At 72.4% G+C, this 25,993-nt stretch carries 26 protein-coding genes and 1 pseudogene; 3 read left to right on the forward strand and 24 right to left on the reverse strand.

Features of this window, described 5'->3' with window-relative positions; translation table 11 throughout:
• Nucleotides 1-35 precede the first annotated feature (35 nt).
• Together ACIPK3_RS12370 and ACIPK3_RS12375 are read right to left on the reverse strand one after the other, a co-directional pair.
• Nucleotides 36-872, reverse strand: a complete 837-nt coding sequence (locus ACIPK3_RS12370; RefSeq protein ID WP_402568782.1) for a hypothetical protein — start codon at nt 870-872, stop codon at nt 36-38.
• Nucleotides 873-1,040: 168 nt separating this feature from the next.
• On the reverse strand, nt 1,041-1,835 hold the full coding sequence (locus ACIPK3_RS12375; protein WP_402569415.1) for an RNA polymerase sigma factor SigF: 795 nt from the start codon (nt 1,833-1,835) through the stop codon (nt 1,041-1,043).
• A gap of 278 nt (nt 1,836-2,113) precedes the next feature.
• Here ACIPK3_RS12375 and ACIPK3_RS12380 point away from each other — a divergent pair, with 278 nt between their 5' ends.
• A complete protein-coding gene (locus ACIPK3_RS12380) occupies nt 2,114-2,494 on the forward strand; it encodes a DUF2795 domain-containing protein (RefSeq protein WP_402568784.1) in 381 nt (126 codons plus the stop codon).
• A 189-nt stretch (nt 2,495-2,683) separates the two neighbouring features.
• On the opposite strand, the gene ACIPK3_RS12385 is transcribed toward ACIPK3_RS12380, so the two are convergent.
• Together ACIPK3_RS12385 and ACIPK3_RS12390 are read right to left on the reverse strand one after the other, a co-directional pair.
• Nucleotides 2,684-2,932, reverse strand: a complete 249-nt coding sequence (locus tag ACIPK3_RS12385; protein WP_402568785.1) for a DUF6158 family protein — start codon at nt 2,930-2,932, stop codon at nt 2,684-2,686.
• Nucleotides 2,933-2,993: 61 nt separating this feature from the next.
• Complete coding sequence (locus tag ACIPK3_RS12390; protein WP_402568787.1) at nt 2,994-4,613, reverse strand: ABC-F family ATP-binding cassette domain-containing protein; 1,620 nt, start codon at nt 4,611-4,613, stop codon at nt 2,994-2,996.
• 100 nt (nt 4,614-4,713) lie between these two features.
• Between ACIPK3_RS12390 and ACIPK3_RS12395 the strand changes: the two are divergent.
• A pseudogene (locus ACIPK3_RS12395) lies at nt 4,714-5,337 on the forward strand (phosphatase PAP2 family protein); the annotation flags it as partial.
• A 221-nt stretch (nt 5,338-5,558) separates the two neighbouring features.
• Nucleotides 5,559-6,401 (forward strand): class I SAM-dependent methyltransferase, encoded by an 843-nt coding sequence (locus ACIPK3_RS12400; RefSeq protein WP_402568789.1) that lies wholly within the window; start codon nt 5,559-5,561, stop codon nt 6,399-6,401.
• A gap of 45 nt (nt 6,402-6,446) precedes the next feature.
• Here ACIPK3_RS12400 and ACIPK3_RS12405 read toward each other — a convergent pair whose 3' ends face one another.
• The 20 genes from ACIPK3_RS12405 to ACIPK3_RS12500 all read right to left on the reverse strand — a co-directional run bounded on the left by ACIPK3_RS12405 (nt 6,447) and on the right by ACIPK3_RS12500 (nt 25,939).
• Nucleotides 6,447-6,731 (reverse strand): gas vesicle protein K, encoded by a 285-nt coding sequence (locus tag ACIPK3_RS12405; protein WP_402568791.1) that lies wholly within the window; start codon nt 6,729-6,731, stop codon nt 6,447-6,449.
• Nucleotides 6,728-6,919: a gas vesicle protein gene (locus ACIPK3_RS12410; protein WP_402568793.1), complete on the reverse strand. Its 192-nt coding sequence runs from the start codon at nt 6,917-6,919 to the stop codon at nt 6,728-6,730. The genes ACIPK3_RS12405 and ACIPK3_RS12410 overlap by 4 nt, the downstream gene beginning before the upstream one ends.
• Complete coding sequence (locus tag ACIPK3_RS12415; protein WP_402569417.1) at nt 6,916-7,731, reverse strand: GvpL/GvpF family gas vesicle protein; 816 nt, start codon at nt 7,729-7,731, stop codon at nt 6,916-6,918. The genes ACIPK3_RS12410 and ACIPK3_RS12415 overlap by 4 nt, the downstream gene beginning before the upstream one ends.
• A 5-nt stretch (nt 7,732-7,736) precedes the next feature.
• On the reverse strand, nt 7,737-8,084 hold the full coding sequence (locus tag ACIPK3_RS12420) for a gas vesicle protein (protein WP_402568795.1): 348 nt from the start codon (nt 8,082-8,084) through the stop codon (nt 7,737-7,739).
• Nucleotides 8,081-9,244, reverse strand: a complete 1,164-nt coding sequence (locus ACIPK3_RS12425) for an SRPBCC family protein (RefSeq protein WP_402568797.1) — start codon at nt 9,242-9,244, stop codon at nt 8,081-8,083. Before ACIPK3_RS12425 ends, ACIPK3_RS12420 begins: the two co-directional genes overlap by 4 nt.
• Entirely contained in the window at nt 9,241-9,954 is a 714-nt protein-coding gene (locus tag ACIPK3_RS12430) for a DNA primase (RefSeq protein WP_402568798.1), read from the reverse strand. The genes ACIPK3_RS12425 and ACIPK3_RS12430 overlap by 4 nt, the downstream gene beginning before the upstream one ends.
• Entirely contained in the window at nt 9,951-10,214 is a 264-nt protein-coding gene (locus ACIPK3_RS12435; RefSeq protein ID WP_402568800.1) for a gas vesicle protein GvpG, read from the reverse strand. Before ACIPK3_RS12435 ends, ACIPK3_RS12430 begins: the two co-directional genes overlap by 4 nt.
• Before the next feature lie 4 nt (nt 10,215-10,218).
• The gene (locus tag ACIPK3_RS12440) at nt 10,219-11,004 is read right to left on the reverse strand and encodes a GvpL/GvpF family gas vesicle protein (protein WP_402568802.1); all 786 of its coding nucleotides are present in this window, start codon (nt 11,002-11,004) and stop codon (nt 10,219-10,221) included.
• A complete protein-coding gene (locus ACIPK3_RS12445; RefSeq protein WP_402568803.1) occupies nt 11,001-11,429 on the reverse strand; it encodes a gas vesicle structural protein GvpA in 429 nt (142 codons plus the stop codon). Before ACIPK3_RS12445 ends, ACIPK3_RS12440 begins: the two co-directional genes overlap by 4 nt.
• 46 nt (nt 11,430-11,475) lie before the next feature.
• Nucleotides 11,476-11,787: a gas vesicle protein gene (locus tag ACIPK3_RS12450; RefSeq protein WP_402569419.1), complete on the reverse strand. Its 312-nt coding sequence runs from the start codon at nt 11,785-11,787 to the stop codon at nt 11,476-11,478.
• A gap of 303 nt (nt 11,788-12,090) precedes the next feature.
• Complete coding sequence (locus ACIPK3_RS12455; RefSeq protein WP_402568805.1) at nt 12,091-13,938, reverse strand: transketolase; 1,848 nt, start codon at nt 13,936-13,938, stop codon at nt 12,091-12,093.
• 266 nt (nt 13,939-14,204) lie between these two features.
• Nucleotides 14,205-14,645: a phage holin family protein gene (locus ACIPK3_RS12460; RefSeq protein ID WP_402568807.1), complete on the reverse strand. Its 441-nt coding sequence runs from the start codon at nt 14,643-14,645 to the stop codon at nt 14,205-14,207.
• Between the two features lie 67 nt (nt 14,646-14,712).
• Nucleotides 14,713-16,698, reverse strand: coding sequence for a DUF5107 domain-containing protein (locus tag ACIPK3_RS12465; RefSeq protein ID WP_402568809.1), 1,986 nt, complete (start codon nt 16,696-16,698; stop codon nt 14,713-14,715).
• A gap of 92 nt (nt 16,699-16,790) precedes the next feature.
• Nucleotides 16,791-17,360, reverse strand: coding sequence for a GNAT family N-acetyltransferase (locus ACIPK3_RS12470; protein WP_402568810.1), 570 nt, complete (start codon nt 17,358-17,360; stop codon nt 16,791-16,793).
• Between the two features lie 43 nt (nt 17,361-17,403).
• Nucleotides 17,404-18,327 (reverse strand): LD-carboxypeptidase, encoded by a 924-nt coding sequence (locus ACIPK3_RS12475; protein ID WP_402568812.1) that lies wholly within the window; start codon nt 18,325-18,327, stop codon nt 17,404-17,406.
• On the reverse strand, nt 18,324-20,276 hold the full coding sequence (locus ACIPK3_RS12480) for a prolyl oligopeptidase family serine peptidase (RefSeq protein ID WP_402568814.1): 1,953 nt from the start codon (nt 20,274-20,276) through the stop codon (nt 18,324-18,326). The genes ACIPK3_RS12475 and ACIPK3_RS12480 overlap by 4 nt, the downstream gene beginning before the upstream one ends.
• A 23-nt stretch (nt 20,277-20,299) precedes the next feature.
• Nucleotides 20,300-21,604 (reverse strand): M20/M25/M40 family metallo-hydrolase, encoded by a 1,305-nt coding sequence (locus ACIPK3_RS12485; protein ID WP_402568816.1) that lies wholly within the window; start codon nt 21,602-21,604, stop codon nt 20,300-20,302.
• Complete coding sequence (locus tag ACIPK3_RS12490) at nt 21,597-22,430, reverse strand: M55 family metallopeptidase (protein WP_402568818.1); 834 nt, start codon at nt 22,428-22,430, stop codon at nt 21,597-21,599. The genes ACIPK3_RS12485 and ACIPK3_RS12490 overlap by 8 nt, the downstream gene beginning before the upstream one ends.
• Before the next feature lie 162 nt (nt 22,431-22,592).
• On the reverse strand, nt 22,593-23,312 hold the full coding sequence (locus ACIPK3_RS12495; protein ID WP_402568820.1) for a class I SAM-dependent methyltransferase: 720 nt from the start codon (nt 23,310-23,312) through the stop codon (nt 22,593-22,595).
• 98 nt (nt 23,313-23,410) lie between these two features.
• Nucleotides 23,411-25,939 carry a SpoIIE family protein phosphatase gene (locus tag ACIPK3_RS12500; RefSeq protein ID WP_402568822.1) on the reverse strand — a complete coding sequence of 843 codons (2,529 nt, stop codon included), beginning with the start codon at nt 25,937-25,939 and terminating at the stop codon, nt 23,411-23,413.
• Nucleotides 25,940-25,993: the final 54 nt, after the last annotated feature.

A 25,993-nucleotide genomic window follows, 5' to 3' on the forward strand; every position in this document is an offset into this window, starting at 1 on the left:
CCGTCCCGTACGGTCCGTGCTCCGCGCCCGGCCGCCTATCGGGAGCGCGCCAGCCGGTGCGCGGCGGCGCCGAGCGCGCCCGCGATCAGCAGAGCCCCGGCCACCAACGCCGGAACGGACCCGTTGAAGGTGCCGCCCTCTCCAGCATGTACGCCGTGCTGGACCGTCGCCGGGCCGCAGGTGGAGCCGCCGGTCCGGGAGGCGGCACAGTCCCCGCCGCCGTTGTTCTGGCCCTGGCCGCCGTTGTTCTGTCCCTGGGCCTGCTCGTGGCCGGTGTTAGGCGTGGTGCCGGTGCCGGTGGTTGCGGGGTCAGTGCCGGTCTTGGCGCCGGTGCCGGGGGCGGCGGGGGCCTCGCCGGGAGCGGCGGCGGCCGGAGCGGTTGCCTCCGCGCCCGCGACCGATGCGCCTGCGGCCGCCGCGTCCGCGGCCGCGGTCGGCACGGTGGCCGGGCCCGTACCGGTGTCCGCGACGGCCCCGGTCTTGGCGGCGGCGTCGACTCCCGCGGCACCCGCGTCACCCAGTGCCCCGGCTCCGACGGCCCCTGTGTCTGCGACGGCCCCCGCGCTTGTGTCGGCGACAACCCCTGCACTCTCCACCGCGACGGGGGTCTCCACGGCGACCGGGGTTTCGATCGCAACCGGGTTCTCCACCGTGCCCGGGTTCTCCACCGTGCCCGGGCCGCCGAGGGCATCCGTACCGGCATCGGCGGCGGTCCCGGCGGCAGGGGCCGTGATCGCGCTGCTCCGAGGCACGGGGGCCGCCGAGACCTCGGCGCTCGGCGGCTGCTCCTCCGCCGTGGCGGACGGTATGGCGGTGCCGAGGGCGGCCGCCGCCAGGATGGCAATGGCCGGGACGCGATGGGTGCGGCGCATGGGACGGGCTCCTCAGACGAGCGGCTGCGGAAAGCGCGACGGTCGCGCTCCCGCAGCCATCACAGCCCGCCGGACGGCTCTCCGCGCGCGGCCGGGCCCCATTCGCGGGAACCCGGGCCGCCTATCGGGTGACTGCCCGGCCCGTCGTCCGGCCGCCCGCATGGCCTCCTACACGACGTCCCGCATCACCTGTTCGCGCATCCTCTCGCAGCAGCGGTTGATGATCCGGGAGACGTGCATCTGCGAGATGCCCAGTTCCTCGGCTATCCGACTCTGTGTCATGTCCCCGAAGAACCGCATGTAGAGGATGGTGCGTTCCCGCTCGGTGAGAGCGGCCAGCCGGGGTTTGACGGCCTCACGGTCCACGACCGTGTCGAGCGCGGGGTCGGACGCGCCGAGTGCGTCGGCCAGCGAGTAACCGTCCGAGCTGCCCGGCGCCTCCGCGTCCAGGGACAGCGCGCTGAAGCTGTCCAGAGCCTCGAGGCCGGCCTTGACGTCCTCCTCGCTCAGGGAGGTGTACTCCGCGATCCGGGCCACGCTCGGCCGCTGCTCCGGGGCGCTCTGCGTCAGGTCGCGGCAGGCGAGCCGCACCCGGTTGCGCAGATCCTGGACCCGGCGCGGCACGTGCAGGGTCCACATGTGGTCGCGGAAGTGCCGTTTGATCTCGCCGGTCACCGTGGGCACGGCGTAGCTCTCGAAGGCCTTGCCGCGCTCCGGGTCGTAGCGGTCCACGGCCTTGACCAGTCCGAGGGCGGCGACCTGGCGCAGGTCCTCGTAGCTCTCGCCGCGGCTGCGGAACCGGCCGGCGATCCGCTCGGCCATGGGCAGCCAGGCCTCCACGATCTCGTCACGGAGCCGGTCGCGTTCCGGGCCCGGCGGGAGCGCGGCCAGTTCCCGGAAGTCGCGCGCGGTGTCGGGCGCGTCGTCGTGCGGGTGGTGCTTCGTGCTCACTCGGGTGGACATGTGCGTGGACATGTGGCTGGTAACTCCCTGACCTGGTGGGCCGGACGGTCACCCGTGGGAGCGCGCCGAATCCGGACGGGCACACCCCGTGGCGCGGATACACCGCTCCCACGGAAGTGCCTGCTGTCCGAAGCACTGAGACTGCGGCTGCCCCCGACCTGCGGGCGCAAACACCTGTGCGTTCGCGGTGTTGGCGTCCGGTGTACGGGTACGCGGTGCGCACGCGCGACGTCGCGAGGACGTCGCGTACCGACCATCCCGACCATGCGGAGGGGGCCATGCAGCGAGGCAGCGCCCGGCTGAGTGCTCACCGGGACGACGAAATGAAGCACGAGCTCAAGGACCTGCTGAGGTCCGGACATCCGACCCGCACCGAGGAGTGGCAGGGCTCGGAACCCGCCGCGGAGGACGATCCCCAGATCTGGCGCGGTCCGGTGGTGCCCGGAAACGGCGAGCGGGCGTCCCTGGCCGATGTACGGCTGGAACTGGCCCGGTATCTGGGACGGCGCGCCTTCCCCGCGGCGCCGGGCGAACTGGCCGGGGCGCTGCGCCGCGGACAGGGGCCCGACGCCCTGGTGGACGCGGTACGGCAGCTGCCGCGGGCGGCCCGCTACGCCAATGTCGAGCAGCTGGCGGCGGCGCTCACGGACCGGCTGTGAGCCCCGACGACTGTGCCCCCTGATGACCTGGGGCGGGGGGGGGGGGGGGGGGGGGGGGGGGGGGGCCCCCCCCCGCCCGCGGGGGGGGGGGGGGGGGCCGGCCCCCCCCCCCCCCCCCGCGGGGGGGGGGGGGCCCCCCCCCCCCCCCCCCCCCCCCCCCCCCCGCCCCAGGTCATCAGGGTCTCGGGCTCAGGCGCCGGGAACCGCCACTCCGCCGCAGCCACGCTCACGGGCTCCCTGGCGGGTGCGGCCCGCGGCGATGAGGCGGCGGGGATTGCGCCGCAGGTACTCGCCCTCCAGTTGCGCCATGCGCTCGTTGTGGGCGCGCAGCGCGTCGTTCGAGCCGTACAGCAGGGTGTCGTGGCGCGTGCGGTGGATCGTCTCCAGCTCCTTCATGAGCTGCTGGTCGTCCAGACGGTCCGGGTCGACTCCGGTCATGAGGGCCCCCGCTCGTCGTCGAGGTGGTCACTGCCTGCCCTCCACTGTACGAACATTCCGGCTAGCGGGCTCGTTCCACCCGTCGCTCGTCCCAGACCGGCTCCGGAGTCTCGCGGACCCGGCCGTCGCTGCCGAAGACGAGGTAGCGGTCGAAGGAGCGGGCGAACCAGCGGTCGTGGGTGACCGCCAGTACCGTCCCCTCGAAGGCTTCCAGGCCCTCCTGGAGTGCCTCGGCGGACTCCAGGTCGAGGTTGTCGGTCGGCTCGTCCAGGAGCAGGGCGGTGACACCCTCGAGTTCGAGGAGCAGGATCTGGAAACGGGCCTGCTGACCGCCGGAGAGCCGGTCGAAGGTCTGCTCGGCCTGGTTGGTCAGCTCGTAGCGGCGCAGCCGTGACATGGCCGCGCCCCGGTCCTGGGAGTGTTCCTTCCAGAGGATGTCCAGGAGAGTACGGCCCTCCAGCTCAGGGTGCGCGTGCGTCTGTGCGAAGTGGCCGGGGACGACGCGGGCGCCGAGTTTCCACTGCCCGGTGTGTGCCACGTCCCCACCGGCGAGCAGGCGCAGGAAGTGCGACTTGCCCGAGCCGTTGGAGCCGAGCACGGCGACCCGCTCGCCGTAGAAGACCTCCAGATCGAACGGGTTCATCAGGCCGGTCAGCTCAAGTTCCTTGCAGGTGACGGCCCTTACGCCGGTGCGGCCGCCCTTCAGACGCATGCTGATGTCCTGCTCGCGCGGCGGCTCCGGCGGTGGTCCGACCTCCTCGAATTTGCGCAGCCGGGTCTGGGCCGCGTGGTAGCGCGAGGCCATCTCATGGCTGACGGAGGCCGCCTGACGGAGGTTCAGGACGAGCTTCTTCAGTTGGGCGTGCTTCTCGTCCCAGCGTCTGCGCAACTCCTCGAAGCGGGCGAAGCGTTCGCGGCGGGCGTCGTGATAGGTGGCGAAGCCACCGCCGTGCACCCATGCGTCGGCGCCCGCCGGTCCGGGCTCGACGGAGACGATCTTCTCGGCGGCACGGGCGAGGAGTTCGCGGTCGTGGGAGACGAACAGAACCGTCTTGCGGGTCTCTCGCAGCCGCTCCTCCAGCCAGCGCTTGCCGGGCACGTCCAGGTAGTTGTCGGGCTCGTCCAGCAGCAGTACCTCGTCGCTGCCGCGGAACAGGGCCTCCAGGACGAGCCGCTTCTGCTCACCGCCGGAGAGCGTGCGCACCTGCCGCCACTGGGCGCGCTCGTAGGGCACCCCGAGCGCGGCCGTGGTGCACATGTCCCACAGCGTCTCGGCCTCGTAGCCGCGCGCTTCGGCCCAGTCGGCCAGCGCCTGGGCGTAGCGCAGCTGGGCCGCCTCGTCGTCGACGGTCATCATGTCGTGCTCGGCCTTGTCGACGGCGCGCGCGGCCTCCTGGATGCGGGGCGGCGCCACGGACACGAGCAGGTCGCGCACGGTCGTCCCGTCCCGCACCGACCCCACGAACTGACGCATCACACCCAGGCCACCACTCACGGTGACCGTGCCGCCGTGCGGCTTCAGCTCGCCGGAGACCAGCCGGAGCAGAGTGGTCTTGCCCGCGCCGTTGGGGCCGACCAGGGCGACGGCGGCCCCCTCCCCCACCCGGAAGGAGACGTCGCCGAGCAGCGCCCTCCCGTCGGGGAGGTAGTACTCGAGGTGCGCGGCTTCCAGATGTCCCATGGGCCGAATTGTGGGCGCCGCCCCCGGCCCGCGGCAAACGGATATCGGACGCGCCGGGTCCGCATACAGGAAGCGGCGGCTTCGGGGTACCCGCGCCGGTATGAGTCCCGATGTCGACCTCACCGTCCCGATGCCCGGCCGGCACGCGTTGCGCGACCGGCTGCTGACCCTCGACTACCGCCTCTTCACCAGGGCTGCCGAGTGGCGCTGGCCGGGTGCCGAGCGCGTGCTGCCCCGGCTCAGCCGGAGCGCGAACCACGGGGTGCTGTGGTTCGGGGCGGCGGCCGCCGTGGCGGCGAGCCGCACTCCGCGCGCCCGGCGGGCCGCAGTGCGCGGCATCGCCTCCCTGAGCCTGGCCTCGCTGGCCATCAACACCCTCGGCAAGCGCTCGGTGCGCAGGCCGCGCCCCCTGCTGGACTCGGTCCCGCAGGTGCGGCAGCTGAAGCGGCAGCCGATCACCACGTCGTTCCCGTCCGGTCACGCGGCGTCCGCGGCCGCCTTCGCGGCCGGGGTGGCCCTGGAGTCCCCGGCGTGGGGGGCGGTGGTGGCCCCGGTGGCGTTCTCCGTCGCCGCGTCCCGGCTCTACACGGGCGTGCACTTTCCCAGTGATGTCGTCGCGGGTGCCGCGCTCGGTGTGGGCGCCGCGGTCGCCGTACGGGCGCTGGTTCCGGCCCGCGCCCGGTTCACGGCGCCGGCCCGGCCCGTGGCGGACGCCCCGGCGCTGCGGGACGCGCTGCCGGTGAGGTCACGGAGGTGACGGTCGAGGTGACGGTCGAGGAACCGCCCGCCGCGCTGACCGTCTACCGGCCTCTGCCGTAGTCCATCTACCGGCCTCTGCCGAAGTCCATATGATGAAACAGCAGTCTCACCATATGGGTGACGCGCGTACCGTGGCTCGTACCGGGCGCGTACCACCGCGCCCGGTACGACGAGGAGGTCTGAGCCATGCCGCGACCGCGCGAGACGGCCGTCTACACGCATGGGCACCATGAGTCGGTGCTGCGTTCGCACACCTGGCGGACCGCCGCCAACTCCGCCGCGTATCTGCTCGGTTCGCTCGACCCTCCCATGCGGGTCCTGGACGTCGGCTGCGGCCCGGGCACCATCACCGCCGACCTGGCGGCACTGGTCCCGGACGGCCGGGTGACCGGTGTCGACCGGGCGCCGAAGATACTGGACCGGGCGCGCGCCACGGCCGCCGAACGGGGCCTGACGAACGTGGACTTCGCCGTCGCCGACGTGCACGGCCTGGACTGGCCCGACGACACGTTCTGCATGGTCCACGCCCACCAGGTGCTTCAGCACGTCGGTGACCCGGTACGGGCGCTGCGCGAGATGCGCCGGGTCGCCCGACCGGGCGGCCTCGTCGCCGTACGCGACGCCGACTACGCGGCGATGACCTGGTATCCGCGGCTGCCGGGGCTGGACGACTGGCTGGACCTCTACCGCCGGGTCGCCCGCGCCAACGGGGGCGAGCCGGACGCCGGGGGCAGGCTGCGGTCCTGGGCCCTGGCGGCCGGGTTCACGGACGTCACGGCCACCTCCAGCAACTGGACGTTCACCACACCGGAGGAACGGGCGTGGTGGAGCGACCTGTGGGCGGAGCGCACGGTGGCCTCCGCCTACGCGGAGCGCGCCGTCGAGGGCGGTCACGCCACGGCCGGGCAGCTCCGGGCCCTCGCGGACGCCTGGCGGGAGTGGGGAGAACGGAAGGACGGCTGGTTCGCCGTACCGCACGGGGAGATCCTGTGCCGGAAGGACGCCGAGGGGCACGGGAAGTCCGCCTGAGGGCCCTGAGCGCGCGCCCTGGGCTCCCTGGTGCGGGTCGGCGGGTCACTGCCGCGGCAGCAGGGGCCCCAGCGGACCGAGGTCCAGGTTGAGGTCCTCGGGCCGCAGGCCGTAGCGGTCGCGCAGTTCGGTCATGCGGTCCTCCAGGAGCATCAGGGTGAGCCCGATCCGCTCCTCCTGGTCCTCGGTCAGCTCACCGGTGTCGAAGCGGCGCAGCGCCTGCCGTTCCATCAGCTGGCGCAGCAACTCCACCACGGTCAGGACGAGTTTGACCAGGTCGCGTTCGACCGTGTCGGGATCCAGTTCGACTCGGTTGCGGCGCTCGGTCATGACGTCACCTCCGGCCAGGGCGAGGGCACCTGCTCGCTCACCGAGCTGATGAGCGCGTTGAGGTCGATGCGGACGAGGTCCACGTCGGCGATACGCAGCGTGATGTCCCCGGTGATGACGACACCGCCGGCCAGCAGCCGGTCGAGCAGGTCCACCAGGGCCACCTCACGGCGTTCGACAGCCGTCACCGCGCCTCCTCCGCCCGCTCCCCCGGCTCCCCGGACTGCCTCGGCGCGGACGGCTCGCCCGTGAACGAGTAGGCCGCCCAGGGGCCGGTGAGCTCCACCCGGATGCCGGGGGTCTCGTCCTTCTTCGTACGGTCGATGAGTTCCACGAACTCCTCGGACCGCGTACGCGGCACCAGATAGGCCCCGTTGAGCAGGTTCTGTCCGCGGGCGCCGGAGAGCGACGTGTTCTGCGGAGCGTGCACCCGGGAGTCCTCGGCGTGCTCGGAGAGGGAGGTGTGCAGCCGGTCCGCGAACTCCTCGGCCTCGTGGGTCCGGTCCTCGCGGGAGTGCACGCTCTGCCGGCGCCTGCGCAGGTAGTCCCTGCCGCTGACCGGCCGGTCCGTGCGGGGCTCAGGCTCGACGGGCGGCTCGTCCTCCGGCTCCACGTAGACCTTGACGCCCCATTCCACCCGGCCCTCGAGCCGGTCGAGGGTACGCCGGAAGTCGTCCTCGCGTTCCTCCATCATCACGCGTACGGCGCTGTCGTCCCGGAACACCGTGGCGAGCCGCAGCGGCAGCGGCGTGGTGACCGTGCTGAGCGCGTCGATCACGCCCTGGTGGGCCCGGGCGGTCGCACTCAGCCAGTCGAGGTCCTCCAGGTGGGCGTGGAGCGGCCCCTCTTCGAAGTCGCGTTCGGGGACGGTGCCGACGACCGCGATCAGGTCGTGGTGCCGCAGCAGCCACGGCGGGGCCCCCGCCACCCCCGTCAGCTGGGACTGGAGTGCCGCGTCGAAGGGGCGGCAGACCGCGTAGACGTACCGCAGGCCAGTCATCTGGCTCATGCTGGGGGCTCCTCCCGCTCGCGCCCCGGATCGAGTTCGGCCAGCCGCTCGCGCAACCGGCTGTTCTCCCGGACCAGTTCGTCGCGCCGGGCGCGGCTCGACAGGGCCGGGTCGCTCTCCCACCAGTCGATTCCCATCTCCTTGGCCTTGTCGACGGAGGCGACGATGAGCCGCAGTTTGATCGTGAGCAGTTCGATGTCGAGCAGGTTGATCCGGATGTCACCGGCGATCACGATCCCCTTGTCGAGGACCCGCTCCAGGATGTCGGCCAGGTTGGCGCCGCCTCCCTGGTCGTACGGCGACGGGGGGAAGCGTCCGCCGGCCGGCCGTGCGGGCGTCGTCATCGGCGCCTCCCGCTCCCGGCGTGCTCGTCCTCGGGCTCGGGCTCGGGCTCGGGCTCTTCCTCGTACTCGTCCTCGTACTCGCCCTCTTCACCCTCGGCGTCCTCGCCGTCCTCGTACTCGCCCTCCGGTTCGTCCTCCTCGTCCTCGTACTCGGTGTCGTCCTCGTACTCACCCCGGGGCTCGTCCTCGTCCTCGTACTCACCCTCGGCATCCTCGGCGACGTCCTGGCCCTCCTCGCCCTGGCCCTCCTCGCCCTCGCGCTCCTCGTCCTCTTCCTCGGCGACCGCGTCCTCATGGCTGCGAACCACCTCGCCGTCGCGGATCTCGCCGCGCCAGCCGTCCTCCGCCTCGCCCTTGAAGGTGATGAAGCGGGCGTAGTTCTTGAGATCGAGCCGAGCCCGGCGGCCCTGGGCCCGCCAGATGTTGCCGGTCTTCTCGAACAGGCCCGTGGGGTAGTACTCCATGACCATCAGCACCCGGGTGAGGTTCTCCGCCAGCTCGTGGAAGGTGATCACACCCTTTGTGGTGCCCTTGCCACCCTCGGACGTCCACTGAATGCGCTCGTCGGGGAGCTGTTCGGTGGTGGTCGCCTTCCAACTGCGGTTGGACCAGAACACCTTGAGCTGCCAGTCGGACGTCGTGTCGTCGCTGCGGCTCGCGCTCTTCACGCCCTTCGCGAAGGTGCTGAAGTCCTGGTACTGGGTCCACTGGTCGTAGGCGGTGCGCAGCGGCACTCCCACGTCGATGTACTCGATGATGACCGTGGGTTTGTGACCCGAACCCTTGCGCTTGCCCTTGCCGCCGCCGCCAAGGTTCTTGAGGGCGCCGAACACACTGTCCTTCGCGTGCGAGGCGCCGGTTTCCAGCGCGGCGCGCAGCGGTCCCTTGCCTTCGGCCAGTTTACGTCCGGCGCCGAGGGCGAGGCTGCCCAAGCCGGGGCTGTTGCCCTCCGCGATGTCGCTGAGCTTGCCGGTGGTCTCACCCAGTTTGCGGCCCACGCCGGTCAGCAGACGCTGGGCCTGTGCGCCGAGGTACTCCTGCACCTCGGACTTCAGCCGGTCGGCCGCCTCGCTCTCCGCGAGCCGGGACAACGGGTTGTCCTTGGCCTTGGCGGCCCCGTTCGACGCCGCGGACCCGGCGCTTCCGAGAGTCTCGGTCATGACTCTCCGCCTTCCTTCGTGTTCCGGGACCGGGCACTGCGGGCGGCGCTCCCACCCGTGGCCGACTTCTTCTTCCGGTCAGCGCTCGGCTTCCTGTCGGACGACTCCTTGGCGGGAGCCTTGGCGGGCGCCTTGGCCGGCGCCTTGCGGGTGGCGGCACGCTTGGCAGGCGCCCGCTTCGCCGCCCGCTTGGGAGCGGCCGCCGCGGTCTTGCGGCCGGAGGCGCGCCCCTCTCGGTCCTCGCTCCCGGAGTCCCGGGAATCACCGGAGTCGTCGGACTTCTTCGGGGCCCGCTCGGATGCCTTGGATCCCTGAGATTCCTCGGATTCCTCGGATTCCTCCGAGTCATCGGCATCGGACTCCTCGGAGTCGCCGAGCGGGCCGGCGTTCCCGAGGCCTTCGAGCTGACCGCGCACATCGGCGGTGCGGCCGTGCAGACGCTCGGCCAGAGCCTCCATCTGCCGCTCGACCATGGCCCCGGAGGCGGCCTTGCCGACGCCCCGCAGGTCTTGGCGCAACTGGTCCCCGATCTCCTTGAACTGCGGGTTGTCCCGCAGTTGTTGCTGCACCACGTCCGCGATCATGCGCGGGCTGAGGTGCATCCGCTTCCCGGCGGCCAGGGTGCCGAGCGCGAAGGCCATTTTCAGTTTCTTCGTCCGCCCGAGGAGATAGCCGACCCCTACGGCGAGGCCCAGTCCTATTCGATTCATGCGAAAGTCCCATTGTCTGTCCCCGCGTTTCCACGCAGGGCGATCTCCAGCCGGTCCAGGAGCTCGTCCTCAAGCTGATCGAACTCCTGCTCATCGATCTCTCCCGCCTCCAGCCGCTGTTCCAGCGCGGCCAGTTCGGCGCGTACCGTGGCGGGGTCGTAGTACACCCGCTCCGCTTCCTCCAGCACCTGCCGGATCACCCACCCGGCGCCGCGTGCGGGAGCGAACGGCAGCATGAGTACTTCTCCGATCAGCCCCATGGCGCTACCTCTGTCCGGTGTCCGATCCGGTCTCCACGCCGCCCGCCGTGGTGCCCGCCGGCTCGGAAGGACCCGGCTCGACGAAGCTGTACGGCGGCAGCGGACCGTTGATCCGCACGTCCAGGTGGGCGTGGTCGGCCCGGAACCGCTGGACGGCGGCCAAGAACGCCTCGGCACTAGCCTGCTCCACCAGGAGCGACACGTTGGCCAGCCAGCCCGTGGACTCGGGGCCCGTGCTGACGGCGACCGTCTCCGACTCCAGGGCCTGCCGCAGCTCGACCGCGTCGAGGCCCTCCTGCGCCTGCACCGCGGCCACGACCCGCTCGCCGAGTTGCAGCCGCTGATCGTAACTTCCGCCACCCGCCTTCCGGTTAGCCTCGGCCAGGGCGCGCAGCTCCGGGTTCTCGGCCATCACGCGGTGCAGCACAGCGTCTTCGACATGCGTGGCCTTGACGTTGTACTCCACCTTGCCGTCCAGCGTCCGCAACCGCTCCGCGTAGTGGTCGGCACGCTCGGCGAGCACGCCGGTGACACTGCTGTCGTCGGGGGCGACGCTGCCGAACCGCATGGGCAGCACGCAGGCGGCCGCCCCGGTCTCGGCGAGCACGTTCTGGTGGGCGAGCAGTTCCTTGCGTTTGGGCCGCAGATCCTCGGGGGCGTCGCTGACGACAGCCGCCAGCTCACCCTCGGTGAGGATCCGCACCGGCCGCGGTGGGTCGCCCACGCCGCCCATGCCCTCGGGGAGGGCGGGATGCGCGGCGGAGGTGATGCCGTAGACGTAGGTGGTCACTCCTGCTCCTCCTTCCTGCGCGAACTGCTCCTGCGGGCCCTCGGCCGCGGTTCGGGCTCACTGGAGGAGCCCTCGTCGCGGGCCTGCTTGAAGGCGTCCGAGATGGTCTCGGCGGCACCGGACAGGGCGCCCTTGGACTTGCCGCGCGCACCGGACTCGGTGATCTCGCCGACCAGGTCGGGCAGGCCGGGGGTCTTGTGCGGGCCCGACTCCAGGTCGAGCCGGTTGCACGCCTCGGCGAAGCGCAGATATGTGTCGACGCTGGCCACGACGACGCGCACGTCGATCTTCAGGATCTCGATACCGACCAGGGAGACGCGTACGAACGCGTCGATGACCAGCCCTCGGTCGAGAATGAGCTCCAGTACGTCGTAGAGGCTGCCAGAACCTCCACCGCCGGTCTGCTGTGCCGGGACAACTGTCATGCCGGCCGAACCTCCTTGTGCGGGGAATTGTCGAGCGCGAGCGGCCTTACTGACGGCCGCCCGGCCTGTGTGCGTCTGCCCGCCCCCGTTCGTAACGGCGGGTCTTGCGGTAACCGGTGAGCTGACCACGTGAGTCGAGGTCGACCTGGTAGCTCGCCATCAGGCTCATCGTGTCGGGCACGCGGACGAGTTCGAGGACCTCGACCTCCAGGGTCCAGCCCTCGCCGGTCTGCTCGAAGGACGACACCGACTCGGCGGCCATGCCCGTGAGCTCGGTGAGCTGGGCGCGGGCCTCGCGGAGCACCTCGATGGCGCTCGGCCGGTCGTCCGTACGGTGACTACCGGTGTCCGTGCTCACGCTGTTCTCGCTGGCGTCGTCGTACTCGTCGATCTCGCCGTTCTCGTCGATCTCATCGTTCTCGTCGATCTCGTCGTTCTCGTCGATCTCGCCGTTCTCATCGTTCTCGTCGATCTCGTCGATCTCGTCGATCTCGCCGTTCTCGTCGATCTCGCCGTTCTCGTCGTTCTTGCTCCTGCTGTTTTTGCTCGGGCCGGTCTTGCTCGGGCTGCGGGATGTGTTTCTTGTATTCGACATGGCCACCTCTGCTTCCGGGTGGCCCCGGAGCCGTGGGCCAAACCTCCGGAGGCACTCCGGTCTGGATCAGCGCACGACCGCTTCCTCCACGAGGAGCCGTCCAGCCGCCGCGATGGCCTCGGCGTCGATGCCCGCGAAGTGCAGCTGCTGGTCGCTCTCGGCGGAGCCCGGCATGGTGCGGACGGCGAGCCGGACCAGGCGGGGCACGGGCCTGCCGTCCTGGAAGGCGTCGAGGACGGCGTCCCCGATACCGCCCTCCTCGTGATGGTCCTCGACGGTGAGCAGACAGCCGGTCTCCTCGGCGGCCCGGCGCAGGGTGTGCCGGTCCACGGGCTTGACGGAGTACAGGTCGACGACCCGGATCCGGATGTCCTCCTCGGCGAGCGCGTCGGCGGCGGCCAGGGCCTCGTGCACGGTGATCCCGGCGGCGACCACGGTCAGCCGGTCCGCGTCGCTGGAGCGGAGCACCTTGCTGCCGCCGACCGGGAATTCCTCGTCGGGGTCGTAGAGGACCGGGTTCGCGCCGCGCGAGGTGCGCAGATAGCGGATGCCGTCCAGGCCGGCCATGGCGGCCACCAGCTTTCCGGTCTGGTTGGCGTCGCACGGGTACAGCACCGTGGAGCCGTAGACCGACCGGAACATCGCCAGGTCCTCCAGGCCCATCTGGGAGGGCCCGTCCTGGCCGATCGAGACGCCCGCGTGCGAGCCGACGAGGTTGAGTCCGGCGCCGCTGATCGAGGCCATGCGCACGAAGTCGTAGGCCCGGGTGAAGAACGCGGCGAACGTCGAGGCGTACGGCACCCAGCCGCGCGTGGCCATACCCACCGCGGAGGCCACCAGTTGCTGTTCGGCGATGTAGCACTCGAAGAACCGGTCGGGGTGTTCCTTGCCGAACTGCTCGGTGCGGGTGGAGTCGCCGACCTCACCGTCCAGCACGACGATGTCGCTCCGGGCGGTGCCGAGCGCGGCGAGGGCCTTGCCGAAGGCGTCCCGGGTGGCCACCTCCTCGCCCCGGTCGTAGCGGGGCAGTTCGATCGGCGCCGTCCTGACGGGCTGGGGCATCCGGGTTCCGTACGGCTCCTGCACCCGCACGTGGATGTCTCGCTCGCCGCCCAGTTGGGCGATGGCCTCCTCGGCGTCGGGCAGCGGTTTTCCGTGCAGCCCCTCGCGGTCCTGAACGGCGGCGACGCCCTTGCCCTTGAGGGTGCGGGCGAGGATCACGCTGGGCTGTCCGTTGGTGGACTCCGCCTCGGAGTAGGCGCGGTCGATGGCTTCGACGTCATGGCCGTCGACCTCCACGGTGTGCCAGCCGAAGGCCTGGAAGCGGCGGGCGTAGGCGTCCAGGTCGTGGCCGTGCCGGGTGGGGCCACGCTGACCGAGCCGGTTCACGTCCACGACGGCGACCAGGTTGTCGAGATGTTCGTACGCCGCCTGCTCCGCGGCCTCCCAGATCGAGCCCTCCGCCAGCTCGCTGTCGCCGCACAGCACCCACACCCGGTATCCGGTGTGGTCCAGGCGCTTGCCGGCCAGTGCGATACCGACGCCGACCGGCAGTCCCTGACCGAGCGATCCGGTGGCTGTCTCCACCCAGGGCAGGCGCCGCGGTGTCGGGTGTCCCTCCAGCCTGCTGCCGAGGGTGCGGAAGGTGAGCAGTTCGGCGTCGTCGATGACGCCGGCCGCCCGGTATCCGGCGTAGAGCAGGGGCGAGGCGTGTCCTTTGGAGAGCACGAAGCGGTCGTTGCCCGGGTGCGAGGGTCGGTCGTAGTCGTAGCGGAAGTGGTGTGCGAGCAGTACGGCCATCAGGTCGGCGGCGGACATGGACGAAGTCGGGTGCCCCGACTTGGCCGCGTCGGCGGCGCGCACACTGTCCACACGCAACTGCTGGGCGAGTTCGACGAGTTCAGCGGTGTTCATGAGTCTCCTTCCGCGCTTTGCTCGCGCGACTGGTCCCTCGGTCTTCAGTGATCCCGCGATGGAGTCGGCGGGCAGCACGCGGTGCCGCCGCGTGCGTCGGGACATGCGCGGGCGGTGTGGCCTCTGATGCGTGTATGGCGCTGTGGGGGGTGTGACCCGGGGCGTTGAACGGGTCACGGAATGCGGTCGACCGGCCGCACGGGGTCCCGGAGCACACCGGGTCCCCCTGCCCGGGGCACCCAAACATCCGGGCACCCCGCGGGGCTTCACGCCCTGTGGTGCGGTCCGTCGGGGTCATGGCCCGGCCAGCGCGGTGCCTCGGTCGGCCGGGGCGGATAGGGCATGCCCATGCCGCCGGGGGTGGCGGACGACCGGCCGGCGGTGACGCCGTGGGACGGGGCCGACGGGTGCGGGTGCCTGGGGCGGGCCGCGCCGCGCAGCGCGTACGCCACCACGCCGAGGACAGCCGCCGTGATCAGCGCGGCCGCCCAGCCCGGCAGGCTGGTGGCGATGCCCAGGCCCAGGGCCAGTGCGAGGGCTCCGCCCGCGTACAGGGCGACGGCGCCGGAGGCGCCGTAGAGCATGGCCGTGCGGCGCTGCTTGCGGGTCTGCTCGCGCAGTTCGTCACGCACGGTCTCGCGTGCCACCTGCGCCAGCTCGTCCACCAACTGCTTGTCAAGGTGTTCAAGATGATCCAAGGGCTCCATGCATGCCGGGTACCCGCGGCCGTAGGGCCGTAACGGAGCGCGGCCGACCCGGGCCGATCCGGTCAGGTCAGGACAGGTCCGGTCGCATTCGGAAATCGAGGTGGGCGGGCAGCGGATCGTCGGTCAGGCGGGCCCACAGCCGACCGAGCACCTCCTCGCCCTCCCTCAGGTCCGCCACCTCGAAGCCGTCGCCGGAGCCGTCGTCGAAGCAATCGCCAAGGACGGCCCGTGCCTGCTCGCGCTGCCCCTCCGCGAGCAGCAGCCCGGCCTCCAGCAGCCGGAATCGGCCCCGGGCGCGTACGGACGGCGGGAGTCGCCGCCACACGGCACGCGCCTCGGCGGGCCGCCGGGCCCTGAGCAGCGCCTCCAGGGTCTCGCGGCCGAGCGCGGCGACGACGGCCGTCCACGGCTCGCCGGGGTCGCGCCGCTGCCGGCACAGGTCGTCGAAGGCGTCCGCGTACCGGTCGGCGGCCCGCTCGTGGTGGTCGGCCTCCTGGTCGGCCACGGCCAGACAGCGCAGCGACGGCCAGCGCGAGGGCGCGAGCCGCAGCGCGCGCTCCCAGCTGCGCACCGCCTGCGCCCGGTCACCGCCGTGCCACTGGGCGACGCCGAGGTGGTACTCGGTGAGCGGGGTGGCGGGCGCGGTCTCCAGCATGTCCCGCCAGTGCCGGGCGACGAGCGTCTCGCCCGGCGGTTCCACCCGGTGCGGCTGCGGGAAGCAGCCGGAGCGCAGCAGCTCCAGCCAGGGGGCCTGCGCATCGCCGAGGGTGGCCTGGTCGAAGGGCGTGCCGGGCAGCTTCAGGCCGCCGCGCAGCACTTCGAGCGCGCCCCAGCCGGAGCCGGTGGCGAGCCGCTCGCCGGGTTCGGTGTCGGCGCACGGCCGCCAGGCCGCGTACGTGGCGTCGACACCGGCCCGCGGCAGGGTCGCCTCCAGCCGGTCCTGCGCCCTGCGCAGCACGTCGGGCCAGTCCCCCTCCGGCGGTGTCTCGATGGGGCCGTACGCCTCCAGCCAGGACATCTCGCTCTCCCCCTCCAGCCGCACATGCTCCAGCTGGGTGCGGGCGAGGCCCGCCTGGATCTCGCAGTAGCCGCCGGTGCCGGGTTCGGTGAGCCAGTCCTGCCAACGGCGGCCGCCCGGGCCCGTGCCCCACACGAACAGCTTGCGGCCGCGCAGCAGGTCGGTGGAGGTCTGCACCAGGCCGTGCCCGTCCGCGCCGAGTGCGGCGATCCAGCGGCGGCGCCCGTCGGGCACCTCGTAGAAGTAGTCGGCGGCGTGGTCGCTGTTGAGCGGGTAGGTGCGGTCGACGCCGTCGTACGACGGGACGGGCACCCGGCGCAACCGCCGCTCGTAGCCGAACAACCAGGCCTCGTCGGCCGGGGCGAGGACACGGCGGTCCTCGGGCACGGCGATGTTGGACCACCAGTAGACGGGCGCGGGCCGCTCGTGGGGGTTGCGGACGCGGACGGCGGCGTAGAGGAACTCGGAGCCGTCGGGCAGCCACAGGTCGACCTGGAACGGCAGGTCGCGCAGTCGTTCCCACTCCCACAGCCGCAGCATCTCCCCGCCGTCGGGGGCGGGGACGCGGGCGGCGTGCAGGGGTGCGCAGGAAAGGGTGGTGTGGCCGGTGGCGCCGATGTTCCATTCGATGCCACCGGAGTGCCAGGCTCCGTTGAGGGCGAAGTTGGCGGGCTGGAACACCGGGTTGCGGTAGAGGAGTTCGCGGTCGGAGGCGAGGTGGACGAGGGAGGCGACGCGGCCCCCGAGGCCGGGCAGGACGGTGGCGCGCAGCCGGTCGTTCTCGATCACCAGCGCCTCGACGGCGTGGGGCGCACGGGTCCGGTCGTAGCCGTCGCGGACGCGCACCGGCAACAGACTGCGCAGTGGCTCCCAGCCGAGCTGCCGGGCCATGTCCCGGGGCAGTCCCTCGCGGTCGCGTGGCTCGACACGGTGGACGTCGTCGAGGGGCCGCAGTGGCGGCAGTGGGTTGTCCGGCCCCAACTGCGCGGCGGGCAGGGTCAGTACCTCGCGTCGGATCGTCGTCACGATCACCATGGAACCCGCGGGCCGGTGAGTCGGCCAGGGGAGCGGGCGGTCAGGATTGCGCAAAGGCCGCCCCTACGAGGTCCGCGTACGGCGTGCCCGCCTCAACCGGAAGCGCGCATCTCGGCGGTGATCGCCCAGCGTTCGTGGTCCCGCCAGGCGCCGTCGATATAGATCATGTCCGGCGACAACCCCTCCAGCCGGAAGCCCGCGCCACGGGCGAGGGCGATGGACGCGGCGTTGCCGGGCTGCACGTTGATCTCCAGCCGGTGCAGCCCCATCGGCCCGAACGCGTACCCGATGACAAGGTCGAGGCCCTCGCGCATCAGCCCGCGCCCGGCCGCGTGGGCGAAGGCGCCGTAGCCGAGGGCCCCGCACCGGAAGCCGCCCAGAACGATGTTGTTGATGTTGATGAACCCGGCGATGGCCCCGTCGTCCTTCGCGGGACCCCCACCCTTCTCGCAGACCAGGAACCCGACCCTGGCCGGGTCCTCGATCAGACGACCGGCGTAGCCCGCGTACGTCTCCTCGGTGACCGGCGGGAACAGCCAGGGGTGGTGCAGGTCCTTGCTCTCCCGGGCCCGGGCGGTGAACTCCGGCCCGTCGCCGAGGGTGAGGTGGCGTATACCGACGCGGGTGCCTTCGGCCAGGTGACGGGACGGGATGTGCGGCATCCCGTCAGCCTACGTCCTGGCCGGACGCACCGCCTCGTGACGATCAGCGCAGGGCCGGTTCGTCCAGGGTCAGGGTGCCCGCGTCCGCGTCGAGTTCGGCCATGGCGCCGAGCGGGACGGTCAGCGCTCCGGGGCAGTGGCCGAAGCCGAAGTCCTCCAGGACCGGTACCCCCAGGCCGCCGAGCCGGTCGGCGAGGACGAGGCGCAGGTCGTCGTAGCGGCCGCAGTCCTCCCAGGAGCCCAGCGCGATCCCGGCGACGCCGTCGAGCCAGCCGGTGCGCAGCAACTGGGTCAGTATCCGGTCGATGCGGTACGGCTGTTCGGCGACGTCCTCCAGCATGAGCAGGCCGCCCCGGGCACCCGGGTGGGCGTGCGGGGTGCCCAGGTCGGTGGCGAGCAGGCTGGCGCAGCCGCCGAGGGTGACGCCCCTGGCCTTCCCCGGCACCAGGGCGGCGCCCGAGGTGGTGATGGTGCGGACGGTCTCCGGGGCGAAGAGGGTGGCCCGCAGATGTTCCTGGGCCCCCTCGTTCTTGATGAAGTCGACGCCCGCGGCCGCCGGTCCGTAGAGGGTGGCGAGGCCGAGCCGGGTGGCGAAGGCCTGGTGCAGGACGGTGATGTCGCTGAAGCCCACGAACACCTTCGGCCCGGCGGCCCGCATGACGTCCCAGTCCACCAGGTCGGCCATGCGCTGTGCGCCGTAGCCGCCGCGGGCGCACAGGACGGCGTCCACGGACGGGTCGCACCAGGAGCGCTCCAGGTCTGCGGCACGGTCGGCGTCGGAGCCCGCGAGGTATCCGAGGCGGCCGTGGGTGTCCAGGACGTGCGGGGCGACGACCGTCTCCAGGCCCCAGCCGCGCAGCACGTCGAGCCCGGCCGCCAGCCGCTCCTCGGGAACCGGTCCGCTGGGGGCGACCACGGCCACCCGGGCGCCCGGGGCCAGCCGGGTGGGTCGTAGGAGTCGGTTCACCGGGTCAGCTCCAGCTTCGGTACACCGGGCGGATTCAGCCCGAACACCTGAGCGTACAGGGACAGTTCCGCCTCCAGCGCGCGGACGACGGTCTCCGCCCGCCGGAAGCCGTGGCCCTCGCCCTCGAAGGTGAGGTAGGCGTGCGGCACCGGCCGCCCGTCGAGGCGGGCGAGGAAACGCTCGCACTGGGCGGGCGGGCAGATGGCGTCGTCCAGGCCCTGGAGCAGCAGGAACGGCGCGGCGATCCGGTCGGCGTGCTCGCTCGGCGAGCGCTCGGCGTACCGCTCGGGCACCTCGGCGAGCGGTCCGACGAGGGTCTCCAGGTAGTGGGACTCGAAGTCGTGGGTCTCCCCCGAGCCCCAGCCGGTGAGATCGAGGACGGGGTAGCTGATCGTGCCGCAGGCGTAGATGTCGGTACCGGTGAGGGAGGCGGCGGCGGTCCAGCCGCCCGCGCTGCCGCCGCGGATCGCGAGCCGGGACCGGTCGGCGATGCCCTCCTCGGCCAGCGCCAGGGCCACGGCGGCGCAGTCCTCGACGTCGACCACGCCCCACTGCTCGCGCAGCCGCTCGCGGTACTCGCGACCGTACCCGGTCGAGCCGCCGTAGTTGACCTGGGCGACGCCGATGCCGCGTGAGGTGAAGTAGGCGATCGCCAGGTCCAGTACGAGCGGCGCCCGGCCGGTGGGGCCACCGTGGACCCAGACGACGTACGGCGGCAGTTCGCCGTCGGGGGCGGCGCAGTCCGGGTTGCGGGGCGGGAACACCTGGGCGTGCACCTCGCGTCCGCCGGGTCCGGGAAAGGCGCGGACGCGCGGCTCGGGGTAGTGGGCGGGGTCGACCGGGTCGCGGTGGCGGGCGCCGACCGGCCGGGCCCGGCCGGTTCGGGTGTCCAGTTCGACGACCTCGTGGCCGCTGCGCGGGCCGGCACCCACGCCGACGACCCGGTCGCCGTGCACAGCGAGGGTGGGGGTGAACTCGGTCCAGGGGCCGGCCACGTCGACCAGTTCGCCGGTGTCCGGGCGCAGTATCCCGAGCACGGCCGCGCCCCGGCCGTGCAGGACGGCGATCAGCCCGTCGGCCCGCGGCGCGAACCACCGCTGTCCCAGCGTCCACAGGGGCCCGCCGAACTCCTCCTCGCGCGGGCACAGCGGTTCCCCGTCCCGGTACAGGTTCCACCAGCCGCTGCGGTCGCTCGTGTACAGCAGCTGTCCGTCGGCCGTCCACTCGGTCTGGGCGATGGACTCCTCGGGGCCGCCGGCTACCGTCCGCGCCCCGCGCAGGGTGCCGCCGCCGGTGATGTCGGCGTGGATCAGCTCGGTGCCGTCCCACGGCATGCGCGGGTGGTCCCAGGCCAGCCAGACGGCTCGGCAGCCGTCGGGCGAGATCCTGGGTCCGGTGACGAACCGGTGCCGTTCCTCGGTGAGTTCGCGTACGGCGGCCCGGTCCTCAGCCGCCGACCCGTCGAGCGGCACCGCGGCCAGGACCCGGCGTACGTCCCCGGGTCCCTCGCCGGTGAACTCCTCCAGCACGCACCACACTTCCCCACGCGCCGGGTCCAGCAGCGGTTCCGCCCAGCGCAGTCCGCCGCCCACCGGGGAGACGGGCGTCAGCGGACGGGGTTCGCCGCCCGGTTCGTACCGGTACAGTCGCTGGTCGGCGAAGTGCGTGAACACCACGAGCGGCCGGTCCCCGCGCACGGCCGCGGCCCACGGCCGCCCGCCGTACTCCATGACCCGGCTGCGCACGTTCCACGGTGCGGGCAGCACGGACTCCTCGGTGCCGTCGGGCCGCCTCCGCACGAGCGCGCGCCGGCCGCCCTCGCCGGGCCTCGGCTCGGTCCACCAGATCTCGTCGCCGACGAAGTCCACCCAGTCGGGAGCGCCGCCGTGCGCGGCGGCCAGGGCCGCGTCCACGGGCGACGGCCAGGAACCGTGGGGCAGGGTCCGCATCCGGTCTCTCCTCTCCTGGTCTTCTAGGCCGTCCGCAGGAAGCGGTCGAGGACACGGACGCCGAAGTGCAGCGCCTCGACGGGGACGCGTTCGTCGACGCCGTGGAAGAGCGCCTGGTAGTCGAGCCCCTCGGGGAGCTTCAGCGGCGCGAACCCGTACCCGGTGATGCCGAGCCGGGAGAACTGCTTGGCGTCCGTGCCGCCCGACATGCAGTACGGCACCACGTGCCCCTCGGGTGCGAACTGGGCCACGGCCGCGCGCATCCGGGCGTACGTCGGCGAGTCCAGCGGTGCCTGGAGTGCGACCTCGCGGTGCACGAACTCCCAGTCCACGTCGGGGCCGGTGAGCCGGTCCAGGGTCTCCCGGAACTCGTCCTCGCCGCCGGGCAGATACCGTCCGTCCACATGGGCGACCGCCTCGCCCGGGATGACGTTGACCTTGTAACCGGCCGCCAGCATCGTCGGGTTGGCGCTGTTGCGTACGACGGACTCGACCAGCCTGGCGGCGGGGCCGAGCTTCTCGAGGAGCCGGTCCGGGTCGTCCAGGTCCGGCTCGATGCCGTACAGGGCAGCGAGTTCGGTGAGGGCGGCGCGCACGGTCGGGGTGATCCGCAGCGGCCACTCGTACTCGCCGATGCGGGTGACGGCGGCGGACAGCCGGGTCACCGCGTTCTCCCGGTTGACCTTGGAACCGTGTCCCGCGCGCCCGCGCGCGGTGAGCCTCAGCCAGCCGGTGCCACGCTCGCCCGCGGCGATCGGGTAGATCTGCCGCCCGGTCCCGTCGTGGAAGGTGAACGCCCCCGACTCGCCGATGGCTTCCGTGCACCCCTCGAACAGCCCGGGGTGCCGGTCGGCGAGGAATCCGGAGCCGTCCTCGGCGCTGTCCTCCTCGTCCGCGGTGAAGGCGATCACGATGTCCCGCCGGGGCCGCACCCCGGCACGGCGCCAGGCCCGCACGACGGCGAGGATCATCGCGTCCATGTTCTTCATGTCGACCGCGCCCCGGCCCCATACGACGCCGTCGCGGACCTCGCCGGAGAACGGGTGCACACTCCAGTCGGCGGCCTCGGCGGGCACCACGTCGAGGTGACCGTGCACCAGGAGCGCGTCCGCGGAGGGGTCGGTGCCCTCGATGCGGGCGACCACGTTGGCACGGCCCGGCGTGCGCTCCAGCAGGACCGGTCGCAGGCCCGCCCCGGCCAGCCGCTCGGCCGCGTACTCGGCCGCCGGCCGCTCGCGGCAGTCGCCGCCGCCCCGGTTGCTGGTGTCGATCCGGATCAGGTCGGAGGTGAACCGGACGACCTCGTCCAGCGCCTGCTCGTCAGCCATACTGCTCCTCCACCGCGGCGGAGACGACCGTGGTGACCGCCTTGAAGGTCCGGATCCCCTCGTACATGGTGGCGCTGGTGTACGCAACCTTCCGCTCCCCCACTCGGCCGACTCCCGGCACGACGGTCGCGGTGAGCGCGAGATGCTCGGCGTCGAACTCCAACGCGATCGTGAACGGACCTTCTTGCACCGGCTCGTGACGGACCGCCAGGGCGGCCGCCTCCTTGGCGGCGGCGCGGATGTCGACCGCGGTGGCGGCCGGGGTACGGCACACGGCCGCGTACCGGGACACATGGTCCTTGACGGCGACCTTGAGGGCCTCCGGCGCGTACCCGAGCGCGTCCTCGCAGGCCACGTCGTCCCCGGTGACCAGCACGACGGGCACCCCGTACTCGGCGACGACCCGCGCGTTGAGCAGCCCCTCGCTCGCGCGCACGTCGTTCAGCCAGACCCCGGTGATGGAGTTCGCGAGGTAGGTGTGGGCGAGAACGCCCTCCATCCCGGCGCCCGCGTGGTAGCCGACGAACGCGATGCCGTCGACGTCCGCGTGCTGCACGCCCTCCACCATGGACAGCGACTTGTGCCGCCCGGTGAGCATCTTCACCCGCTCGTCCATGTTCTCCAGGAGCAGGTTGCGCATGGTCCAGTGCGCCTCGTTGACGATCACCTCGTCGGCGCCGCCGTCGTAGAAGCCGCGTACGGCCGCGTCGACGTCCGAGGTGAACATCGCCCGGCACCGCTCCCACTGCGGTGTCCCCGGCAGCACGTCGGCCGGCCAGGTGACGCCCGTGGCGCCCTCCATGTCCGCACTGATGAGGATCTTCATACCGAGCACCGTACGCGGTACGCCCGGCGACGGCCACGACACGCACGACGGCGCCGTGCGCGGATGCCCGTCCGCGGGGCCACCCCCTGTCCAGGGGGCGGCCCCGTCGGCGCGAGCCGCCCGACACGCGGGTTCACACCGAGCCCGCCGCGCCGCGACCGGCTACTTGGCCGCGAGTACGAACCAGTGGGCGGGCAGGTCGATGCGGGTGCCGTCCGTGAAGTTCTCGGTCTGGGCCAGGGCCGTTCCGCCCTCCGCGAGTACCTGGAGTCCGGCCTCGCCGAGCAGGCGCGGGATCTCACCGTCCTCGGCGTCGGCGGGCTTGAGCCCGTGGTGGAAGACACGGCGGAGCTTGGGTCCGGGGCCGGCGGGATCGCCGGCCGCCCGCTTGAGGACCTCCCGGGAGGCGGGGGTGAGTTCGACCACGAACGCGCGCCCCTCGGTTCCGATGAGTTCGGCGACCGCCTCGGCGACCCTGGGGCGTGCCTCCGGTTCGCTCTGGTGGATGACGGCCCGCATATAGACGTTGGTGTCGCCGAGCCGCTCGTGCAGCGCGCGGACCGCGTCGGCGTCGGTCAGGTCGAGCTGCTCGAACTCCACCCCGGCGCCGCCCGCGGCGCGGCGGGCGTGTTCGACGGCGGCGTGCGAGAGGTCGACGCCGACGGCCCGCGTGAACCGGGTGGCCAGGTAGCGGGTCTGGGTGCCGTTGCCGCATCCGAGGTCCACGATGGTGCGCGTGGTGTCCGCGTGCGGCAGGAGCAGTTCGCTGTGCGGTCCCGCGGTGAGGGAGGGATCGGAGTCCCAGATCGCCTCACCCGTGCCGTCGGCGGTCTCGCGCCAGTAACTCTCCCACTTGTGACGGTAGTTGTCCGAGACGTTCATGGTGATCTCCCCACGGTCGGTTCCGTGATCGGGATATCGCGACCCCCGGGTCCGGGGCAAGGGGGCGAGGCGCTCCTTCACTGGATGTAGGGAACTCGTCAACTCGGCCCAGTGCGTGAGGAGTAGCCGTGCTCCCCCGGCCGGGGCCGTGCCGTGATGGCCTGTTCGAACCAGACGGTCTTGCGGTGCCCGGTCGCGCTGGCGCCCCATTCCCGGGCCAGTCGGCTGACCACGCGCAGTCCGTGGCCGGACTCGTCGTACGGTTCGGAGGGGAGCATGGCGGGCAGGCTCGGTTCGTCGTCGGTCACTTCGAACAGCAGGGCGTCGGTGCGCACCACGCGCAGCCCGATCCGGGCGGCGCCGCCGTACTTGACGGCGTTGGTGACGACCTCGCTGACCAGCAGCCGCGCCGTGTCGACCGCCTGTGGCAGACCCCAGGCGAACAGCTGGTCCCGGACCAGGCACCGGGCCCGCGCCACCTCACGCGGGTCGGCGTCGAGGTGCCACTCGGCGACGTCCTCCTCGGGCACGCCGTTCAGCCGGGCCATGAGCAGGGCGACGTCGTCCTTGCGGCCGCCGTGGGTGTTCAGGGCACGGATGATGGTGTCGCAGGCGGCGTTCATCGAGGCCGCGGGGTGGGCGGCGGACTCGCAGAGGGCGGCGAGACCCTCGCCGATGTCGGTGCCGCGCACCTCGACGAGTCCGTCGGTGCACAGCACCAGCCGGTCACCCGGCCGGACCCGTACGGCGGTGGACTCGAAAGGGACACCGCCGACGCCGATGGGCGCGCCGGTCGGCAGTTCGAGGAGTTCGCTGCTGCCGTCCGCGGCGCGGACCAGGACGGGCGGGATGTGTCCGGCGTTGGCGAGATGGAGTTCGCCGCGGATCGGGTCGTAGACCGTGTACAGGCAGGTGGCGAGGTAGTTCTCGCCGAGGCGCCGGGCCAGGTCGTCCAGGTTGCGCAGCAGTTGGGCGGGCGGCGTCTCCATGGCGGCCATGGTCTGCACGGATGTCCGCAACTGGCCCATCATCGCTGCCGAGTTGAGGCCGTGGCCCATGACGTCGCCGACCACCAGTGCGGTGCGCGAGCCCGGCAGTTTGATGGTGTCGAACCAGTCGCCGCCGATCCGGCCGAGCCGGGTGCCGGGCAGATAGCGGGTCGCCACGTCGCACCCGGCCATGCGCGGGCTGACCTGCGGCAGCATGCTGTCCTGAAGGGTGTCGGCGACGTTCTCCTGGAAGGTGTACATACGGGCGTTGTCGAGCACGAGCCCGGCGCGGGCGGCGAGTTCGGCGCCGGTGGTGCGGTCCATGTCGTCGAAGGGCGCGCGGTCGGGGCGGCGCATCAGCACCATGAACCCGAGGACGACGTTGCGCGCCTTGAGCGGGACGATCAGCAGGGAGCGGCCGTTGATGAGCGGCCGGAGGTCGCGCTTCTCGAACTCGCCGGAGATGCGGTTGCCCATCTCCTCGCTGACCCTCGGGATGAGGACCGGGTCGCCGGTTTCCATGCACCGGTAGAACGGGGTGTGTTCGGGGAAGGCGAAGCTCTCGCCGACCGGCACGGTGTCGTCCCAGCGGCCGGGCTCGTCGTTGTGCTCGACCCAGACGCGGTGCATGACGGTGCTCGCGTCCGGCGGACCGTCGGGGAAGCCCTCGCCCGCGAGGACGGCGGCGCGCAGATGGGTGCCGGCGAAGTCCGCGAACCGCGGCACGGCGGCGCTGGTGACCTCGCGGATGGTCTCGCCGAGGTCGAGCGAGGAGCCGATGCCTGAGCTGACCTCGTTGAGGAACTCCAGGCGTTCGCGTACGGCGGCGTATTCGAGGTCCTGCTCGGCGCCTGCGGGGACCACCGGCGCGGCGCGCTGGTGCGGCACAACAGCTTCGGCGACCTCTACGGCGCCTCGGCCGGGGCGGCGCGGCACACCCCAGTACGGGGTGACGGGCACCCGTTCGCACTGGCTGAACTCCAGTACGGGGTAGCCGAGTTCGAGGACCTGGGCGACGATGCGGCTGCTGAGTCCGGGGCCCATGTTGGGCAGGATCTCGGGCAGTCGGCGCTCCAGCTCCTCGGAGGCGGGCAGTTCGGTGTGCCGGGCGACGCCGGGCGAGATGCGTTCGGCGGTCTCGTCGTCGTAGCCGCGCTCCTCGCGCAGCCGGGTGGCGTCGGCGGCGAGCACCAGCAGCCGGGAGGGGCCGGGGCCGATCAGGGGGTAGGCCCACCAGAGCACGTCGATGCGGGTTCCGTCGGTGGACGGGCTGTCCGGGGGCGGGTCGAGACGCGCGCGGCCGGTGGTCGGGTAGGCGGTGCGGCCGTCGAGGGACGCCTCCAGGCCGGGGCCGAGGTCGTCGTCGGAGGCGCCGTTGGAGGCGAAGGGGTCGTAGGCGTCGGGCATCGCGCCGCTGTGCAGGTCGTCCGGGAGTGCGCCGGTGACCGGCAGCAGATCCATGACGGGGTGTCCGACGGCCTGCTCTCTGGGCACCCCGAACAGACGGCGCGCCCCACTGCTCCAGTGGGTCACCAGGCCGTCGCGGTCGACGACCACCACGGCCAGCGGGATCCGCCCCACGGCCGGGTCGCCGGCACCGCGGCCGGGAGGTGTGTCCGGCTCGCTGCCACGGTCCATGGCCAAGGCCCTCTCTCCCCATGGCTGTTCCACAAAACGATCTGTGCCGCCCGC

This window comes from Streptomyces sp. NPDC086787 (assembly GCF_044745865.1).
Lineage (GTDB): Bacteria > Actinomycetota > Actinomycetes > Streptomycetales > Streptomycetaceae > Streptomyces.

Excerpts from the sequence above, each read along its gene's own strand:
- ACIPK3_RS12370 (WP_402568782.1), bottom strand. The coding sequence starts at position 872 with ATGCGCCGCACCCATCGCGTCCCGGCCATTGCCATCCTGGCGGCGGCC.
- ACIPK3_RS12375 (WP_402569415.1), bottom strand. The coding sequence starts at position 1,835 with ATGTCCACCCGAGTGAGCACGAAGCACCACCCGCACGACGACGCGCCC.
- ACIPK3_RS12380 (WP_402568784.1), top strand. The coding sequence starts at position 2,114 with ATGCAGCGAGGCAGCGCCCGGCTGAGTGCTCACCGGGACGACGAAATG.
- ACIPK3_RS12385 (WP_402568785.1), bottom strand. The coding sequence starts at position 2,932 with ATGACCGGAGTCGACCCGGACCGTCTGGACGACCAGCAGCTCATGAAG.
- ACIPK3_RS12390 (WP_402568787.1), bottom strand. The coding sequence starts at position 4,613 with ATGGGACATCTGGAAGCCGCGCACCTCGAGTACTACCTCCCCGACGGG.
- ACIPK3_RS12400 (WP_402568789.1), top strand. The coding sequence starts at position 5,559 with ATGCCGCGACCGCGCGAGACGGCCGTCTACACGCATGGGCACCATGAG.
- ACIPK3_RS12405 (WP_402568791.1), bottom strand. The coding sequence starts at position 6,731 with ATGACCGAGCGCCGCAACCGAGTCGAACTGGATCCCGACACGGTCGAA.
- ACIPK3_RS12415 (WP_402569417.1), bottom strand. The coding sequence starts at position 7,731 with ATGACTGGCCTGCGGTACGTCTACGCGGTCTGCCGCCCCTTCGACGCG.
- ACIPK3_RS12420 (WP_402568795.1), bottom strand. The coding sequence starts at position 8,084 with ATGACGACGCCCGCACGGCCGGCCGGCGGACGCTTCCCCCCGTCGCCG.
- ACIPK3_RS12425 (WP_402568797.1), bottom strand. The coding sequence starts at position 9,244 with ATGACCGAGACTCTCGGAAGCGCCGGGTCCGCGGCGTCGAACGGGGCC.
- ACIPK3_RS12430 (WP_402568798.1), bottom strand. The coding sequence starts at position 9,954 with ATGAATCGAATAGGACTGGGCCTCGCCGTAGGGGTCGGCTATCTCCTC.
- ACIPK3_RS12435 (WP_402568800.1), bottom strand. The coding sequence starts at position 10,214 with ATGGGGCTGATCGGAGAAGTACTCATGCTGCCGTTCGCTCCCGCACGC.
- ACIPK3_RS12445 (WP_402568803.1), bottom strand. The coding sequence starts at position 11,429 with ATGACAGTTGTCCCGGCACAGCAGACCGGCGGTGGAGGTTCTGGCAGC.
- ACIPK3_RS12455 (WP_402568805.1), bottom strand. The coding sequence starts at position 13,938 with ATGAACACCGCTGAACTCGTCGAACTCGCCCAGCAGTTGCGTGTGGAC.
- ACIPK3_RS12460 (WP_402568807.1), bottom strand. The coding sequence starts at position 14,645 with ATGGAGCCCTTGGATCATCTTGAACACCTTGACAAGCAGTTGGTGGAC.
- ACIPK3_RS12465 (WP_402568809.1), bottom strand. The coding sequence starts at position 16,698 with ATGGTGATCGTGACGACGATCCGACGCGAGGTACTGACCCTGCCCGCC.
- ACIPK3_RS12470 (WP_402568810.1), bottom strand. The coding sequence starts at position 17,360 with ATGCCGCACATCCCGTCCCGTCACCTGGCCGAAGGCACCCGCGTCGGT.
- ACIPK3_RS12480 (WP_402568814.1), bottom strand. The coding sequence starts at position 20,276 with ATGCGGACCCTGCCCCACGGTTCCTGGCCGTCGCCCGTGGACGCGGCC.
- ACIPK3_RS12485 (WP_402568816.1), bottom strand. The coding sequence starts at position 21,604 with ATGGCTGACGAGCAGGCGCTGGACGAGGTCGTCCGGTTCACCTCCGAC.
- ACIPK3_RS12490 (WP_402568818.1), bottom strand. The coding sequence starts at position 22,430 with ATGAAGATCCTCATCAGTGCGGACATGGAGGGCGCCACGGGCGTCACC.
- ACIPK3_RS12495 (WP_402568820.1), bottom strand. The coding sequence starts at position 23,312 with ATGAACGTCTCGGACAACTACCGTCACAAGTGGGAGAGTTACTGGCGC.
- ACIPK3_RS12500 (WP_402568822.1), bottom strand. The coding sequence starts at position 25,939 with ATGGACCGTGGCAGCGAGCCGGACACACCTCCCGGCCGCGGTGCCGGC.